This is a genomic window from Porphyrobacter sp. MBR-155, from assembly GCF_040547625.1.
GTDB lineage: Bacteria > Pseudomonadota > Alphaproteobacteria > Sphingomonadales > Sphingomonadaceae > Erythrobacter.
On sequence record NZ_JBEPQB010000010.1, the window covers coordinates 77,019 to 91,539 of the forward strand.

Consider the following 14,521-nt stretch of genomic DNA (forward strand, 5'->3'; position numbering starts at 1 on the left):
GGGTGATTGCGCGGCGGTTTAAGCCTTTCGGGCGACTTTCCCATCGCCATCAAAATGCAGTTCGGCGGGCACGTCGATCACCGGGCGGCGCGGGTGCTGCCCGCGTTTCAATGCCATCACGAAGGCGACCAGCGAGGCGATGGCGACATATAATTCCTCGCGCACCATCTGGTTGGGACGGGTGGTGAAATAGACCGCGCGGGCCAGCTGCGGGTATTCGAGCAGCGGCAGGCCTTCCTCGCCCGCGATTTCGCGCATCGCCAGCGCGGTTTCGCCGCGCCCTTTGGCCAGCACCACCGGGGCGGACGCCAGCGCGGGATCATAGGTCAACGCGACGGCAAAATGCAGCGGGTTGACGATTACGAACTGCGCTTCCTTCATCGCCTTGGCCACCCCGCCGCGCGACAGATCGCGTTGCCGCTGACGCCGCGCTGATTTCATTTCGGGTGAGCCTTCGGCTTGCTTGTTTTCATCCTTTATTTCCTGCAGGCTCATCTTCAACCGCTTGTTTCGTTGAAAGATTTGCAGCGGATAATCGATCCCGGCGATGATCAACAGGCCAATCAGCAGCACCCCCACAAGGCTGCTGATCGCATCCAGCGAAAGGCTGATCTGGGTTTCCAGCGGATTGTGGCCGAGCGCCAGCAGACCCGGCAGGCGGCCCGCCGCCCACCACCACGCGATCCCGCCCAGCAATCCGAGTTTGAGCAAGCCCTTGCCCAGTTCGATCAGCCCCTGAACACCGAAAATCCGTTTCAGCCCCGATAGCGGGTTGATGCGCGATCCCTTGAACGCGGCATTGCCGGGGTTGAAACGCCCTTCGCCCAGCAGCAATTGCGAAGCGATGGTGATGATCGCCACCACCAGCCCGATCGCCATCACCGGGGGCAGCAGCGCCAGCGCCGCTTCGCCCATCACCGCGCCGGGAGCAAAGCCATCCAATGCCGCGCGATCAAAGGTAAAACCCGCCCGCGCCACCTGCCCGATACTGTCATTCAGCCACGGCCCCAGCCCCATCAAGGCCAGCCCGCCTGTCCCCACCGCCGCGACGGTGGCGACTTCGCGCGAACGCAGCGCGTCGCCATTCTTGGCCGCATCCGCGCGGCGTTTATGGGTCGGCTCGAACGTCTTTTCGCCCGGAGTTTCCTCAGCCATTAGCGCGTTTCCCCGTTCATTGCGGGGTCTCCGGCGCGATCAGCCCGGTGCTGTAATCCAGCGCGGCCTCGATCACGCCTTCGAATTGCTGCACCATTACCGGGATCGCAATGATCAGCGCGACAATCCCCGCCAGCGCGCCCGCAGGCAGGCCGAGCGCAAACAGGTTCAACGCCGGGGCCGAACGCGCCAGCAGGCCGGTCAGCACCTGCACCAGCAGCAACACCAGCACCACCGGCAGCGCAATCGCGGCCGCAGTGGCAAAGCCATAACCCATGAAGGCGGCGACGTTCTGCGCCTGCCACGCGCCGAACCCGAACTCGCCCGCAGGCAGCAGGCGATAACTTTCGATCAGCAATTCAAACCACAGCAGATGCGCGCCGATGGCGTAGAACAGCAGGCTTAACACCAGTCCGAAAAATGTCCCCAGCGCGCCCGATTGCGCGCCGCTTGATGGGTCGATCGAAGTGGCGATTGCGAGTCCCATGGTGCCCGAAATCTGCTCTGCCGCGATCAGCGGGATCGAGAACGCGAGTTGCAGCACAAACCCCAGCGCGGTGCCCACCAGCACTTCGTGCAGCACCGCCAGCACCGCGGCGAAGCTCAGCAATTCGGGCGCGGGGGGCAACGGCACCCAGGTGGCGATGAAAAAACCGAGCACGATCGACAGCAGGATGCGCACCGGTGCGGGCACTGCCATGCCGCCCACCATCGGCGCCGCCATCAGCGCCGCGCCGCAGCGGATCGACAGGAACAGGATCTGCCACAACTGCGCTTCAAGACTGCCCAGCCCGAAATCGAGGACGTTCATGGCGTCACATCGACAGCCCGGCGACCTGCGCCATGATCTCGCGCATGAAATCGGCGAGCAGCCCCATCATCGCCGCGCCCAGCACCACGAACACCAGCGCCGTCACCGCCAGTTTGGGAATGAAGCTGAGGGTCTGTTCATTGACCGATGTCGCCGCCTGAATGATCCCGACCACCAGCCCGACCACCAACGCCGCGATCAGCGCCGGCCCGCCGATCAGCGCGGTGACCCACAAGGTCTGATCGGCCAGCGCGAGCAGTTGTGCATCTTCGCCCATCATCCGAAACTCATTGCCAGTGAGCCCATCAGCAGCGCCCAGCCATCGACCAGCACGAACAACAGCAGCTTGAACGGCAAGGAGATGATGGTGGGCGACAGCATCATCATGCCGAGGCTCATCAACACGCTCGCCACCACCAGATCGATGACGAGGAACGGCAGGAAGATCATGAACCCGATCTGGAACGCGGTTTCCAATTCGCTGGTCACGAAGGCGGGCAGCAGGATCGAGAAGGGCACGTCCTTGCCGTTGGCAAAGGTGCCTCCCCCCGCAATATCGGTGAACATTATCAGGTTGGTTTCGCGCGTCTGGTTGAGCATGAAGGCGTGGAACGCCTCGCCGCCTTGGGCAATCGCCACATCGGCGCTGATCGTGCCCGCCGCATAGGGGGCGATGGCATTGGCGTTCACCAGATCGAGCGTCGGTGCCATCACGAACAGCGACAGGAACAGCGCAAGGCCCGCCAGCACCTGCCCCGGCGGCGATCCCTGCAACCCCAGCGCCTGCCGCAAGATCGCCAGCACCACCAGAATGCGCAGGAAGCTGGTCATCATCAGCACCAGCGCGGGCAGGATGGTGAGCAGGCTCATCACCACCAGCAGTTGGAGCGACAGGCTCAACGGGGTATCCTCACCCGCACCAGAATCGCCCAGCGCGCGCTCAATCGCGCTGCCGATGCCCGCCGTCACCAGATCAGGCGCGGGCGCGGGCGCTGCGGCCGATGCCGCAAGGGGCGCGAAAAACATGGTTAACGCGGCCAGGCACACCAGCGCTGCGCGTAGCATTGTCGGGGCGCGCATTACTCTGGCTCCGCGCAGGTCGCGGGCGCTTCGCCCAGCCGCACAACGCCTTGGCGTGACAGGCCAAGCAGAATGTCGCGATCATGGAACCGCACCACGGCGAGTTTCATGCCGGGCGCGATCAGGCTGGTTTCAACCAGTTGCAGATGCCGCCCGCCTGCGCGTCCGCCCCCACGTCCACCTGCGCCGGGGGTGCCCGCCAGCCGGGTTTGCAGGTAGCGGGTCAGCCACAGGCTCCCCCAGATCAGCCCGCCCAGCAGCGGCAGCAGCAGCGCGAGCCGCAGGATATATTCGGCCATCGTCCCGCCCCGATCAGAGCGCGTCTGCAGGGGTATCGGCGGCGGATGGTGCGGGCGCCATATCCTGCCCATCCTCACCCACCAGCGCCACGATCCGCAGGGCGAACCGGCCCTTGTCCGCCACCACTTCGCCGCGCGCGATCACGCGGCCATTGGCGGTGACATCAAGCAATTCGTCGGTCAGCCGGTCAAGCGGCACGGTGCTGCCTTCGCCCAGCATCAACACTTCGCGCAGCGGCAATTCGGTGCGGCCCAGCTCGACCGAGAGGCGCACGGCGACATCGCCAAAACGATGCGCAAACTGGCTTTGGCCAGCGGGTTGAAAAGCACTCATGAAACGGCACCTTCTGCGAAAGCGGGAACGGGAATGCGGGTCAGGCGGATCGCCATGCGGTCATCGGCGGTGCCGATGCTGCCGTAGGCCAGCACCTGTTCGCCCACCATCAACGGCACCTGACGGCCCATGGTGAGCGGAATCGAATCGCCGGGGCTCAGCGTCTGAAGCCGCGCGAGCGAAAGATCGAATTCGGCCAGCACCGCGTGCAGCGACAGCGGCACGTTGGCGAACGGCGCGGCGGTGCCGGTGGCGGGCCTGCGGTCTGCGCGCGGGCGCGGGGTGCGCGCTGCACCGGGCAGCAGCCGGTCCATCCGCTCAGCCGTGACCACAAGGCTTGCGCGCCATGTGCAGCCCTGCTGGTTGGCGATCACCAGCGTGAACATCAGGCAGGCCGCATCGGGGGCAAAGGGTTTCAACCGCGCCGCGTTTTCGCTGCGGATCATCACTTCGCCGCGCGCATCGGTGCCGACGGGGATCGGCGCATCGGCGTAACTCGCGCGCGTCATCGTCTGCGCGATTATCGTCGCGGCTTCCTCCACCATCAGCGCGGCGGAGCGCGGCAGTGTTTCGGGCGCATTGTCCGCCGTCCTGCCCTCACCCCCGAAAGAACGGTCGGTCAGCGCCAGCGCGGTGGCAAAATCGAAACTGAGCAGCGCGGTTTCCCCACCTGCCCCGCCCCCGCCCCCAACTCGCAGCAGGCTGTTGGCGGCAAGCGCGCCGATCCGTTCCAGCGCGGCTGCGCCGGTCAGCGGATCGGGTTCACCAATGGTCACGTCCAGCCGGTCATCCGACAATAGCGGCGACAGATCATCGGCCAGCGCACGCGCCAGATCGCGGCGCCATGCCGTCAGCAATCCGGCGCGTTCTTCCGGGCGCGGGCCGCGCGCCTCGCCGTGCCCGGTGAGTTCCGGGCAATGCTGCGCGGCAGCGCGCGCGGCGGCGAAATCGTGGGCCATCCTCATTGGACCAGGAACCCCCGGAAATGCACAGCATCAATCCCGCCAAAGCCTTCGTTTTCCTCCAGCACATCATTGATCGCCTGGGTCAGCCGCTTGGCAAGACGCTCCTTGCCCGCCACATCATAAACCTCGGCTTCGGGGGTGGCGGCCAGTTGCGTCAGGATCGCTGACCGGATCGCCAGTTCGTGGTTCCGCACCCATTGCAGCACCCGGCCATCGCGGCGGGTGGACACCGCCAGTTCGACCTGCACCAGCCCCGGCGAATCCGCGAGGTTGGAGGTGAAGCTTTCGGCAAAGCTGTAATAGACAGTGCGATATTTGCTGCCGCCATCGCCATAAATCGGCGCGCCGCCGTCTTTCTCCGCGTCCGCGCCGGGCACGGGGTAAGGGTCTGCTTCGCCTTTCAACACCAGTTTGGGCTCGTCGGCTTCTTGGTGCGCAGCGTCAGTGCCGAACAGGCCCATCGCAAAGGCACCGTAAGCACCGCCCGCGCCAATGCCGAGCAGCAGCACCGCGCCGATGATGATCTTCATCATCCCGCCCTTACCGCTCTTGGCGGACTTGCCGGTGTCCTCACCGTCCTTGTCGGGTTTGTCCTTGGTCTTGGACATGCGCACTTAACTCCCTGTTCGTCATTGCCCGGTCAGGCAAATACGCCGCGTTGACGGGGGTCGCCGTGCTGCGCATCAGCATCACCGGCGCGCGTTGCCACCGTTTCGGTGGTGCGCGGCTGGCGCTGTTGCGGGTGCTGTTGGCTGCCCTCGTCGCGGTTCGATGATTGCGCCAAGTATGGTTGAGACGACCCTTGCCCCCCATTAGGGGAAGGCCCGTAACGTTGATCGGATTGGCCATTTTGGCCCGCGCTGTTGTGGGTGCCCGCGCTGTCGGCGGTTGCGGCAATCGCGCGGTCGGCCAGCGCGGCGTGGATCGCGAGGACGAAGCCCGGATCGCGGCTCGCCAGCACGGCGCGCCAGCCTTCCGCGCCAGTGGCATCTACCCGCAGCGAGACAAATCCGAATTCGGCGTGGCGCAGGGTCATTTCCGGACGCGCGGCGCGCAAAGCCTCACGCAGTTCACCCACCTGCGCGATGGTGCTTTCCTGCTGCGGCGCGGGCGCGCGCGGTTCGGCGCTGTCTGCCACCGGGATGGCAGCGGTCGTGGGGGCAAGCGGCGCGGCAGCGGCGGTTGCCGCCTGAGTGGTGGGTGCTGCGGCGGGGGCAGAGGCTGCGGCAGGAGCGGGTGCAGGTTCGGCCAGCAGTGCAGCGGCAGCAGGCGCAGGCGTATCGGGCAAAGCGGCCCGCTCTGGCAGCGGCTGCACCTCGGCCTGCGCGGGCGGGGCAGCCGTGACCTGCGCCCCGGCGCGCGCGGCTGCGCGGGCGGAGACTGGCACTGGTGCGGGCGGATTGGCGGCAGCCACAAGCACTGCGACAAGTGGCGCGGCAACCAGTGTAGCCACCGTTTCGGCGATTGGCGCGGCGGGGGCAGGCTGTCCCGTTTCCGGTTCTGGTGCATCGGCATCCGCATCAGACGGGCCTTCCGGGGCCGCTTCGGGTTGTTCCAGAGCCTCTGGCGCGATCCGGCCCGCGGCGGTGTCTGGGGCGGCTTCGGGAAGGGTGGGCAGGGCAGGGGTGTCGGGCGTCTGCGCGACCGAAACGGCTCCGGCATCAGTGATGTCTGGTGCGGCCAGATCCGGCAAAATTGCGCCACCTTCCGGCAAGCCCGTGCCGTGCGGCAGGCGCGCGGCGGGCTGCGCGGTCAATTCGGGCAGCGGCGCAGTAATCAGGGCCGCGCCAGCATTGCGCTGCGTTCCGGCATCTGCGGCGGGCTGCGCGGCGCTCAGCAATCCGGCAAAATCCAACCCTGCGCCCGGCTGTGCCAGTGGCATCGCTCCTGCCCCTGCCAGCGGGCCGGGGGTGACGGAAAGTTCGGGCAGGAACGGGATCATCGCATTATCCTATGTTTGGGGTCAGGCCGCTCACTTGCTTTGCAACTTGCGTGCCAGCGCCGATGCCTCGTGCTCGGCCGCGCGCCGCGCCTTGGTTGCATCCAGCGCCGCGCGCGCCTCGGCTTCGCGCTCGGCCAGACGTTTGGTGCGGCTTTCGGCCTTGGCGAGGGTTTCGGCCTGCCAGACGCTCTGGCGCGCCGCGTCGTGCGCGGCATTGCCAGCGGTGGCGGCGAGCTGCGTCAGGCTGGCGGTAAACGCCGCCCGCCCGGTCAGCGCCGCTCCGGTGGTTGTCCCCGGCTGGGCTGCGCTGATGGCGACCAGCGCCTTGCTCTTGTCTGCCAGCGCATGGCTGCGGGCTTCGGCCTCCAACGCCTCGGCAAGCCCGCGCAGCGCCTGCTTGCGCGCGACGTCGGCAATCAGCGTCTGGCGTTCGATCAGCGCCAGTCGGCGCGCCTCACGCATCGCCTGGTGCCATTAACCTGAGCAGCGCCTGATGACTGGCGGCGAGCGGTTCGGCCGCGCCGCGTGTCTGGGTGAGGAAGGCGTCGATCACGCCGCTCAAGGCCAAGGCCTCATCCAGCAACGCATCGCTGCCCGCACGGTAAGCGCCCATCAGCACCAGATCGCGGTTGTCTTCGCGCGCCGCGATCAAGGCCCGCAGGCGCTGCGCGGCGGCGGCGACATTTCGCGGCACCAGATCGTCCATCACCCGGCTGAGCGAGGCGGGCACATCAATCGCCGGATAATGCCCGCGCTGCGCCAACGCGCGCGACAAGACGATATGCCCGTCGAGAATGGCGCGCGCGGTATCGACCACCGGATCATTGGCATCATCGCCGTCGGCCAGCACGGTGTAGATCCCGGTAACTGCGCCCCCGGTGCGTGCCGAATTGCCCGCGCGCTCCACGATGCGTGTCACCGCCGCCAGCGCGCTCGGCGGGTATCCGCGCGCCGCGCCGGGTTCTCCCAGCACCAGCGCCAGTTCACGCGCGGCGTGGGCCACGCGGGTCAGGCTGTCGAGGATCAGCAGCACGCGCTTGCCCTGCGCCCTGAAATATTCGCCAATCGCGCTGGCATATTGCGCCGCGCGCAGCCGCAGGTTGGGGGCGTGATCGGCAGGCACCGCGACCACCACGATCCCGCCGCGCCGATGCCCCGCCATGTGGCGGTTCACAAAGTCCGAAACCTCGCGCGCGCGTTCGCCGATCAGCGCGACCACGATGACATCGGCCACCGCATGGCCCGCGATGGTATCGACCAGCACCGATTTGCCGACCCCTGATCCGGCCATGATGCCAAGCCGTTGCCCGACCCCCATCGTCGCCAGCGCATTGATCGCGCGCACCCCGCAATCGAACGGCACGTGCACGCTGGCGCGCTCCAATGCGCCTTCGCGCCTGCCGGCCAGCGGCCATGCCTGTTTCAGATCGAGCCGCGGGCCACCATCGATCGGATCGCCCAGCGCATCGACCGCGCGGCCGAGCAGCGCGGGGCCAACCCGCACCTCGCCCGGATTGCCCAGTGCGCGCACCCGCGCTTGTGGATGCAGCAGCATCGCATCGCCCAGCAACATCATCAGCGAATGCCCGGCGCGAAAGCCGATCACTTCGGCGAGACATTCAGCGCCCGCATCATTTTCAATCGCCCCCAGCGAACCGACCGGCAGCGGCAGGCCCGCGACTTCGATCAAGCCGCCGTCGCAAGTCACCACCCGCCCGGTCAGCACCGGCCCGCTCGCCACCGGGGCGGCGCGCATCCGGGCGAGGTCAAGTTGCAGTTCTCCGATCATCCGCGCACCGCTGCGGCAATCGCACGGCGCCATTCGGCCGGGCCATCGCTGACCGCACCTTCCGGCCCGGCGATCATCACCGCGCCGCGATCCAGCACCGGATCGGGCATGACCTGCCAATCCCCCAGCGCTGCGGTATCGAGAGTGGTGAGGTCATCGGGGTGAAGATGCAGCGTCAGCGCTTCTGCCGCCCCTCCAATCCGTTTGGCCGCCGTGTGGCAGCGCGCCAACAGCGCGTCCTTGTCAATCGCGCACTCCGCCAGCGCGGCTTCGCACAGCGCAATCACCGTTTCAGCCAGATCATCGGCCAGCACATCGCGCGCGGTTTCATCAATCGTGCGAAACGCCAGCCGCAGCGCGCGTTGGCGTGCCGCCGCCGCTTCGGCCTCGGCCTCTGCCGCCGCGCGTCCGGCGGCCTCGCCATCGGCAAAGGCGCGGGCCAGCGCATCCTCGCCGGGGTCAGGCGCGGGTGCCAAACGATCATCCGCAGGCGCGGCAGGCTGCGCCGCGCCAAACACGAATGCCTCACGGAACTCTGCCGGTTCGTCCAGCAACGCCAGCCAACCCGGTTGCGCCGGTCGCGGCTGTTCCAGCGCGCCCATCCACTCAGACGAATTCGCCACTGCCGCTTCCAATCATGATCTCTCCGGAATCGGCCAGTCCGCGCGCAATTTCGACGATGGCACGCTGCGCTGCCGCTACTTCGCTCTTGGCGAGGCGGCCGCGCATCTCGATTTCGTCCCTGACGCCGTCCGCCGCGCGGCTCGACATCGCGGCGAAGAAGGGGGTGCGCTCGTCCTCCTTGAGACCTTTGAGCGCATCGACCAGCTTCTCGCTGTCGACATCGCGCAGCAAGCGGCCCATCGCCATCGGATCGAGTTCGAACAGCATTTCGAAGGTGAACAATTCTTCCTCGATGCGCTCCGCCAGCGGCGCATTGCGACCGGCAATCGATGGCAGCACCGTGTGGCGCAGTTCGCCTGCGGCCAGGTTGATGAGGTTCGCCGCCTCGCGCGGGCCGCCCAACGTCAGCGCGGCGGTGCCAAAGGTCGCGCCGATGCGCTGGGTCAGCAACGTGTCGATCGTGGCAATCGCCTGCGCTGAAATCGCACCGCTGCGCGCGACGCGTTCAACCACCAGCGATTGCAGTTCGGCTGGCAACATCGCCAGCACTTCGGCCGCCGGTTCGGGGTCGATCAGCAGCATCAGCGCGGCGATCACCTGCGGGTGTTCATCCAGAATCAGTTTGACCAGCACCGTCGGTGCCAGCCAGCGCGCCATTTCCAGGCTGCGCGGGGCCGTATCGGGCTCAATCCGCTGCATCATGCTTTGCGCGCGCGTGGGGCCAAGCGCCTTGTCTAGCAGGGTGCGCACCCGATCACCGCGCCCGCGTTGGGGCAGCATTTCGCGCGCCGCCTCGCCGACGAAATCAGCCAATGCTTCGGCCATGCGGCGCTGGTCAATCTCGCCCAGCGCCATCATCGCCGCGCCGAGCTTTTCCAATTCGTCGGGCGAAAGCCGGGCCAGCAGCCCGGTCGCTTCATCATCGCCCAATAACATCAGGAACACCGCGGCGCGGTCAATCCGGTTGAGCAGCGATGGCGACGCTGCGGTGATATTGGCCTGTGCGCTCATGATGCGCTCGCTTCGGGGTTGGCGGGGGCAGGGGCTTCGAGCATCCGCTGCAAGGCTTCGACCGCGCGTTCGGGCTGGCTCACCGCGAGCCGCCGCGCGAGTTCGACCTGTTGCGGCAGATCGCCCATCGCAGCGCCATTGCCCTGCGCGGTGAGCATCGGGGTGCGATTATCCGCGTCGTCAATCGCGGGCCCATCGGCAGACACCGCACGATCACCCTTGCCGCGCAGCTTGCCGATCAACGGGCGCACCGCCAGTAGCAGCACCAGCAGCACCGCGATCAACGCCGTGCCATAGCGCACCAGCATCGCGAACCACGGTTCTTCGTAAAAGGCGGGGGCTTCCAGATTGGCGGGTTCAAACTTGCTCGCCACCACTTCGATCTGGTCGCCGCGCTGGGCACTGGCACCCACGGCGGCGCTGACCAGCGCTTCAAGCTGGGCGGCGGTCATCGGCGCGGCCTTTTTCAGCGCCGCATCGCTGACCGCAACCGCGACCGATAATTTGGTCAATCCGCCGGGCCGTGAACTGGTGACAGCAACCTCGCGCCCCAGTTCATAACTGCGCTGGGTCGCGGTTTCGGTGTCGGTCGGGCCGGGGTTGGCAGGCGGCGCGGCGGCACCGGGCTGCGGCGGGCCATCGACCAGCTGCGCATCGGGCGGCGGAACATTCGCGGCCACGCCGGGCACCCCGCCCACGGGCGCGGCTCCGGTGCGGGTCGCGTTGCGTTCGCTTTCATTGCGAACCACGCCTTCTTTTTCATAGGTCTCGCGCGCGGAAGTGACTTCGGTCTGATCGAGTTCGACCTGCACCTGCGCGGAAAAATTGCCTTCGCCCAGCAAGGGCAGCAACAGGCTGTCGACCTGTTCGCGCAGCTTGGCTTCGAATTCGCGCTGGAGCATCAGGCTTTCGCCTTGCTGCTCACGCGGGTCGGATAGCAGACGGCCATTCTGATCGACCACGCGCACCGCATCCGCGCTCAGGCCCGGCACCGACCCTGCAACCAGATTGACGATTGCTTCGACCTGGCTTTGCGACAGGCTGCGCCCGCTCACCAGCCGTGTCATGACAGATGCGCTGGGCGGATTGTTTTCGCGCACGAACACCGATCGTTCGGGCGTGGCTAGGTGGACGCGCACGCTTTCGATCCCGTCAATCTCGCGGATGGTCAGCATCAATTCCCGTTCGCGCGCCAGCCGCAGGCGTTCGCCCTCCAGCGTGCGCGACGTGCCGAGCGGCATCGCGTCGAGCATTTCAGACGCGCCTTCGGGTGCGGCGATCCCGGCATTGCTGGCAACCACCATCCGCGCGCGGTAGAGATCATTCTCCGATACCGACAAGGCACCGGTGGAATTGTCGATGGTGTAATCGATCCCGCCCGCGTCGAGCGCTTCGACCACTTTGGCGCGTTCGCCATCGGATAGCCCCGAATAGAGCAGCCGGTCGGGCCCCTGAGAAATGCTGATCCACAGCATCCCCGCCGCCGCCAGTGCGCCCAGCCCGGCCAGCGCCGGAAGCGCGCGTGATAGCGCGGGTTGCTGCATGAATGCGGCCAATGGCGGCGGCAGCATCGTGCGCCAGTCAGCCGGGCCGGAAGGCGCAGCAGGCACAGCAAGGTCGGTATCGGCCATTGGTTAGCCCCCCATCCGCATGATATCTTGATAGGCAGACAGCAGTTTGTTGCGCACCTGCAAGGTGGCCTCAAACGCGACGCCCGCTTCCTGACGCGCCAGCATCACCTGCGCGATGTCAGTCACCTGCCCGCGTTCATAGGCAACCTGCATATCGCCCGCGCGCATCTGCACCGCGTTGACCTTGTCCAGCGCCGTGGTCAGCGTGCTGGCAAAGCCCGCGCCGGGGGCCTGCGTTGGCGCGCCAAGCTGCCCGTTCTCGCTCGCCGCGCGCACTTCGCGCAGGGCATTGCTGCGCTCCAGCACCTGCTGGCGCAGCGCCATCACATCCTGCACGCCAAAACCGGAGCCAATCCCGCTCATGCCGCGCCTCCTGCGGCGAGCATCCCCGCGCCGCGCATCGAGGCAAGGCGGTAACGCAAGGTGCGTTCGGAAATGCCGAGGCTGCGTGCGGTTGCGGCGCGGTTGCCGGCGTGATTGGCCAGCGTATCCATGATCGCCCGCGCTTCCGATGCGAACGCCACGTCCGACAGCGAACGCGCCATCATGCCCCGCGCCGGGGCCTCGCCTGCGCTGTTATCGATTACTGGCCGCACGGCGGTGTCAAACACGATATGTTCGGGCGCGATCACGCCTGCGCCATCGGCCAGCAAAATTGCGCGGCGGATGACATTTTCCAACTCGCGGACATTGCCGGGCCATGCGTGCGCTTCGAGCAGGCTGAGCGCCGCGCGGTTAATCCACCCCGGCCGCCCAGGCGCTGCCGCATGGCGCAGCAGCATTCCAAAGGCGAGCGCGGCAATATCGCCGGGCCGGTCGCGCAGCGCGGGCAGGGTCAAGGGGAAGACATTGAGGCGATACAGCAGGTCTTCGCGGAAGCGCCCGGCTTCGACCTCGGCAGAAAGATGCCGGTTGGTGCAGGCGATCACCCGCACATCAACCGTGGTCGGACGGGTTGCGCCCAGCGGCAAGACCTCGCCTTCCTGCAACGCGCGCAGCAGTTTCGCCTGCAAGGCCAGCGGCAATTCGCCGATTTCGTCGAGCAGCAGCGTGCCCTTGTCCGCCGCGCGGAACAATCCTTCGCCCGCATCAGACGCGCCGGTAAACGCGCCCTTCTTGTGGCCAAACAATAGCGCTTCAAGCATAGCTTCGGGCATCGCGGCGCAATTGACCGCGACAAACGGCCCATCGGCGCGCGGCGAAAGACGGTGGATGAATTGCGCCAGCACTTCCTTGCCGGTGCCGGTCGGCCCTTCGAGCAGGACGGGAATATCGCTCGCCGCGACGCGTTCGGCCAGCGTCAGCAGCGCCAGCGATTGCGGATCGACCGCAATCGGCCAGCCGCCCTGCGCCGAAACCGCCATCAACGCCGCGCGCGCATCCGCCAGCGCCGCCGGATCATAGCTCAGCGAGGCGCGCTGCGGCCCGGTCAGCGCCAGCGCTGGCGTATCGGAATGCGCCAGATCGATTGCCATCATCCCGCCGCCCGCCCGCGCTGCCGGAGCGCCCAGCACAATCCGGTCACGCTGCCAGCGCCCGCCCATCAGCGGCACGGTCATCCCGATCAGCGTCGTATGGCCGGTATTGGCGCGCGCTGCGGTGCTGGCTGGTGTTGTCATGATCGCCCCTGTTGTGAGTTAACGGCAAAACAATGCCGCCGGGACGCTGCAGATATGGCAAATTTAAGCCCTCGTAGCATCACCTAGCCGATGGGGTGATGGGCGAAGACAAACACCGCGCCCCGATCCGTACGGCACCCATGGGTGCTGACAGGTCGATGAAACACAATGATATTCCGGCAGGCTTAAACATCCCGGCAGGCAACCGCTCTATTGGCCAGCAGCGACGGGCCTGTTCGTCCTGCATGACCATTCGGGAGTTTGAACAATGTCTGTAATCAACACCAATATCTCGGCCCTGCGCGCAACCAATGCTGGCGTTCAGGCTAACAACATGCTCGGTTCGGCGATGGAACGCCTATCGACCGGCAGCCGTATCAATAGCGCATCCGACGACGCCGCCGGGCTTGCGATTGCCGCTTCGATGACCTCGCAAATCCGCGGCATGGCGCAGGGCGTGCGCAACGCCAATGACGGTATCAGCCTGGCCCAGACCGCTGAAGGCGCGCTCAACGAAGTGACCAACATGCTCCAGCGTGTTCGTGAACTGGCCGTGCAGGCGGGTTCGGACACCTTCCGTGATACCGACCGCGCCAACATCCAGATCGAAGTTGACGAATTGACCGCCCAGATCGGCCAGGTCGTGGCGAATACCGAATTCAACGGCGTTGCCCTGTTCGATGGCACGACCACATCGGTCACGATCCTTGCCGGTGCGAATGATGTCGATACGGTCGATCTTGCGCTTGCCGATCTGACCGCGCTGACTTCGGGCGGCGGTGTGGCCGGTTCGTTCAATGTCTCCGGCGCTGATGGTACTGCGGCGCGCGCCGCGCTGACCAATATCGACGCGGACATCGCGACGATCTCGACTTCGCGTGCCACGTTGGGTGCCGGTCAGAACCGCTTGGAATCGGCGGTGAACAACCTCACCAATGTTTCGACCAACCTGACCGATGCCCGTTCGCGGATCATGGATGCCGATTTCTCGGCGGAAACCACCGCGCTCGCCAAGGCGCAGATCCTCGGCCAGGCATCCACCGCGATGCTGGCGCAGGCCAACCAGTCACAGCAGAACGTGTTGTCGCTGCTGCGGTAAACCCCGCTCCCTCCCGCTCCCCCCAAGCGGGAAAGCAAGCCCGGAGCCGCAAGGTTCCGGGCTTTTTGCTTGCGGGAGGGAGTGTCGCGTCCTGAAAAGTTGATGCCCTGCCAGAAAGTTAGTGATTGCATATCAGCGGCGGCTCGGTGATTACGTGCAGCG

General features: G+C 66.5%; 17 protein-coding genes. 1 reads left to right on the top strand and 16 read right to left on the bottom strand.

Translation table 11 applies throughout. The features are described from left to right. Nucleotides 1–18: 18 nt before the first annotated feature. The 16 genes from ABIE62_RS11655 to ABIE62_RS11730 are packed head-to-tail and all read right to left on the bottom strand — an operon-like array spanning nucleotide 19 to nucleotide 13,260. Nucleotides 19–1,155: an EscU/YscU/HrcU family type III secretion system export apparatus switch protein gene (locus ABIE62_RS11655; RefSeq protein ID WP_354326212.1), complete on the bottom strand. Its 1,137-nt coding sequence runs from the start codon at nucleotides 1,153–1,155 to the stop codon at nucleotides 19–21. 16 nt (nucleotides 1,156–1,171) lie between these two features. Next, nucleotides 1,172–1,966, bottom strand: a complete 795-nt coding sequence (locus ABIE62_RS11660) for a flagellar biosynthetic protein FliR (RefSeq protein ID WP_354326214.1) — start codon at nucleotides 1,964–1,966, stop codon at nucleotides 1,172–1,174. A 4-nt stretch (nucleotides 1,967–1,970) separates the two neighbouring features. Beyond that, nucleotides 1,971–2,243: a flagellar biosynthetic protein FliQ gene (locus tag ABIE62_RS11665; RefSeq protein ID WP_354326289.1), complete on the bottom strand. Its 273-nt coding sequence runs from the start codon at nucleotides 2,241–2,243 to the stop codon at nucleotides 1,971–1,973. After that, the gene (gene fliP / locus ABIE62_RS11670; protein WP_354326215.1) at nucleotides 2,243–2,992 is read right to left on the bottom strand and encodes a flagellar type III secretion system pore protein FliP; all 750 of its coding nucleotides are present in this window, start codon (nucleotides 2,990–2,992) and stop codon (nucleotides 2,243–2,245) included. The genes ABIE62_RS11665 and fliP overlap by 1 nt, the downstream gene beginning before the upstream one ends. Before the next feature lie 53 nt (nucleotides 2,993–3,045). Continuing rightward, nucleotides 3,046–3,345: a flagellar biosynthetic protein FliO gene (locus ABIE62_RS11675; protein WP_354326217.1), complete on the bottom strand. Its 300-nt coding sequence runs from the start codon at nucleotides 3,343–3,345 to the stop codon at nucleotides 3,046–3,048. A gap of 13 nt (nucleotides 3,346–3,358) precedes the next feature. Beyond that, nucleotides 3,359–3,679, bottom strand: coding sequence for a FliM/FliN family flagellar motor switch protein (locus ABIE62_RS11680; protein ID WP_354326218.1), 321 nt, complete (start codon nucleotides 3,677–3,679; stop codon nucleotides 3,359–3,361). Next, nucleotides 3,676–4,638 carry a flagellar motor switch protein FliM gene (locus tag ABIE62_RS11685; protein ID WP_354326219.1) on the bottom strand — a complete coding sequence of 321 codons (963 nt, stop codon included), beginning with the start codon at nucleotides 4,636–4,638 and terminating at the stop codon, nucleotides 3,676–3,678. Before ABIE62_RS11685 ends, ABIE62_RS11680 begins: the two co-directional genes overlap by 4 nt. 2 nt (nucleotides 4,639–4,640) lie before the next feature. After that, the gene (locus ABIE62_RS11690) at nucleotides 4,641–5,252 is read right to left on the bottom strand and encodes a flagellar basal body-associated FliL family protein (RefSeq protein WP_354326220.1); all 612 of its coding nucleotides are present in this window, start codon (nucleotides 5,250–5,252) and stop codon (nucleotides 4,641–4,643) included. A 32-nt stretch (nucleotides 5,253–5,284) separates the two neighbouring features. Then, nucleotides 5,285–6,586 carry a hypothetical protein gene (locus tag ABIE62_RS11695; RefSeq protein ID WP_354326221.1) on the bottom strand — a complete coding sequence of 434 codons (1,302 nt, stop codon included), beginning with the start codon at nucleotides 6,584–6,586 and terminating at the stop codon, nucleotides 5,285–5,287. 30 nt (nucleotides 6,587–6,616) lie between these two features. Then, nucleotides 6,617–7,048: a hypothetical protein gene (locus ABIE62_RS11700; RefSeq protein WP_354326223.1), complete on the bottom strand. Its 432-nt coding sequence runs from the start codon at nucleotides 7,046–7,048 to the stop codon at nucleotides 6,617–6,619. Further along, entirely contained in the window at nucleotides 7,041–8,375 is a 1,335-nt protein-coding gene (locus tag ABIE62_RS11705; protein ID WP_454184812.1) for a FliI/YscN family ATPase, read from the bottom strand. The genes ABIE62_RS11700 and ABIE62_RS11705 overlap by 8 nt, the downstream gene beginning before the upstream one ends. After that, on the bottom strand, nucleotides 8,372–8,998 hold the full coding sequence (locus ABIE62_RS11710) for a FliH/SctL family protein (RefSeq protein WP_354326225.1): 627 nt from the start codon (nucleotides 8,996–8,998) through the stop codon (nucleotides 8,372–8,374). The genes ABIE62_RS11705 and ABIE62_RS11710 overlap by 4 nt, the downstream gene beginning before the upstream one ends. Next, on the bottom strand, nucleotides 8,982–10,010 hold the full coding sequence (gene fliG / locus ABIE62_RS11715; protein ID WP_354326227.1) for a flagellar motor switch protein FliG: 1,029 nt from the start codon (nucleotides 10,008–10,010) through the stop codon (nucleotides 8,982–8,984). The genes ABIE62_RS11710 and fliG overlap by 17 nt, the downstream gene beginning before the upstream one ends. Beyond that, complete coding sequence (gene fliF / locus ABIE62_RS11720) at nucleotides 10,007–11,641, bottom strand: flagellar basal-body MS-ring/collar protein FliF (RefSeq protein WP_354326229.1); 1,635 nt, start codon at nucleotides 11,639–11,641, stop codon at nucleotides 10,007–10,009. Before fliF ends, fliG begins: the two co-directional genes overlap by 4 nt. Nucleotides 11,642–11,644: 3 nt before the next feature. Then, nucleotides 11,645–12,004, bottom strand: coding sequence for a flagellar hook-basal body complex protein FliE (fliE, locus tag ABIE62_RS11725; protein WP_354326231.1), 360 nt, complete (start codon nucleotides 12,002–12,004; stop codon nucleotides 11,645–11,647). Continuing rightward, a complete protein-coding gene (locus tag ABIE62_RS11730) occupies nucleotides 12,001–13,260 on the bottom strand; it encodes a sigma-54 interaction domain-containing protein (RefSeq protein WP_354326233.1) in 1,260 nt (419 codons plus the stop codon). Before ABIE62_RS11730 ends, fliE begins: the two co-directional genes overlap by 4 nt. A gap of 268 nt (nucleotides 13,261–13,528) precedes the next feature. Here ABIE62_RS11730 and ABIE62_RS11735 point away from each other — a divergent pair, with 268 nt between their 5' ends. Then, on the top strand, nucleotides 13,529–14,359 hold the full coding sequence (locus tag ABIE62_RS11735; RefSeq protein WP_354326234.1) for a flagellin N-terminal helical domain-containing protein: 831 nt from the start codon (nucleotides 13,529–13,531) through the stop codon (nucleotides 14,357–14,359). Nucleotides 14,360–14,521: the final 162 nt, after the last annotated feature.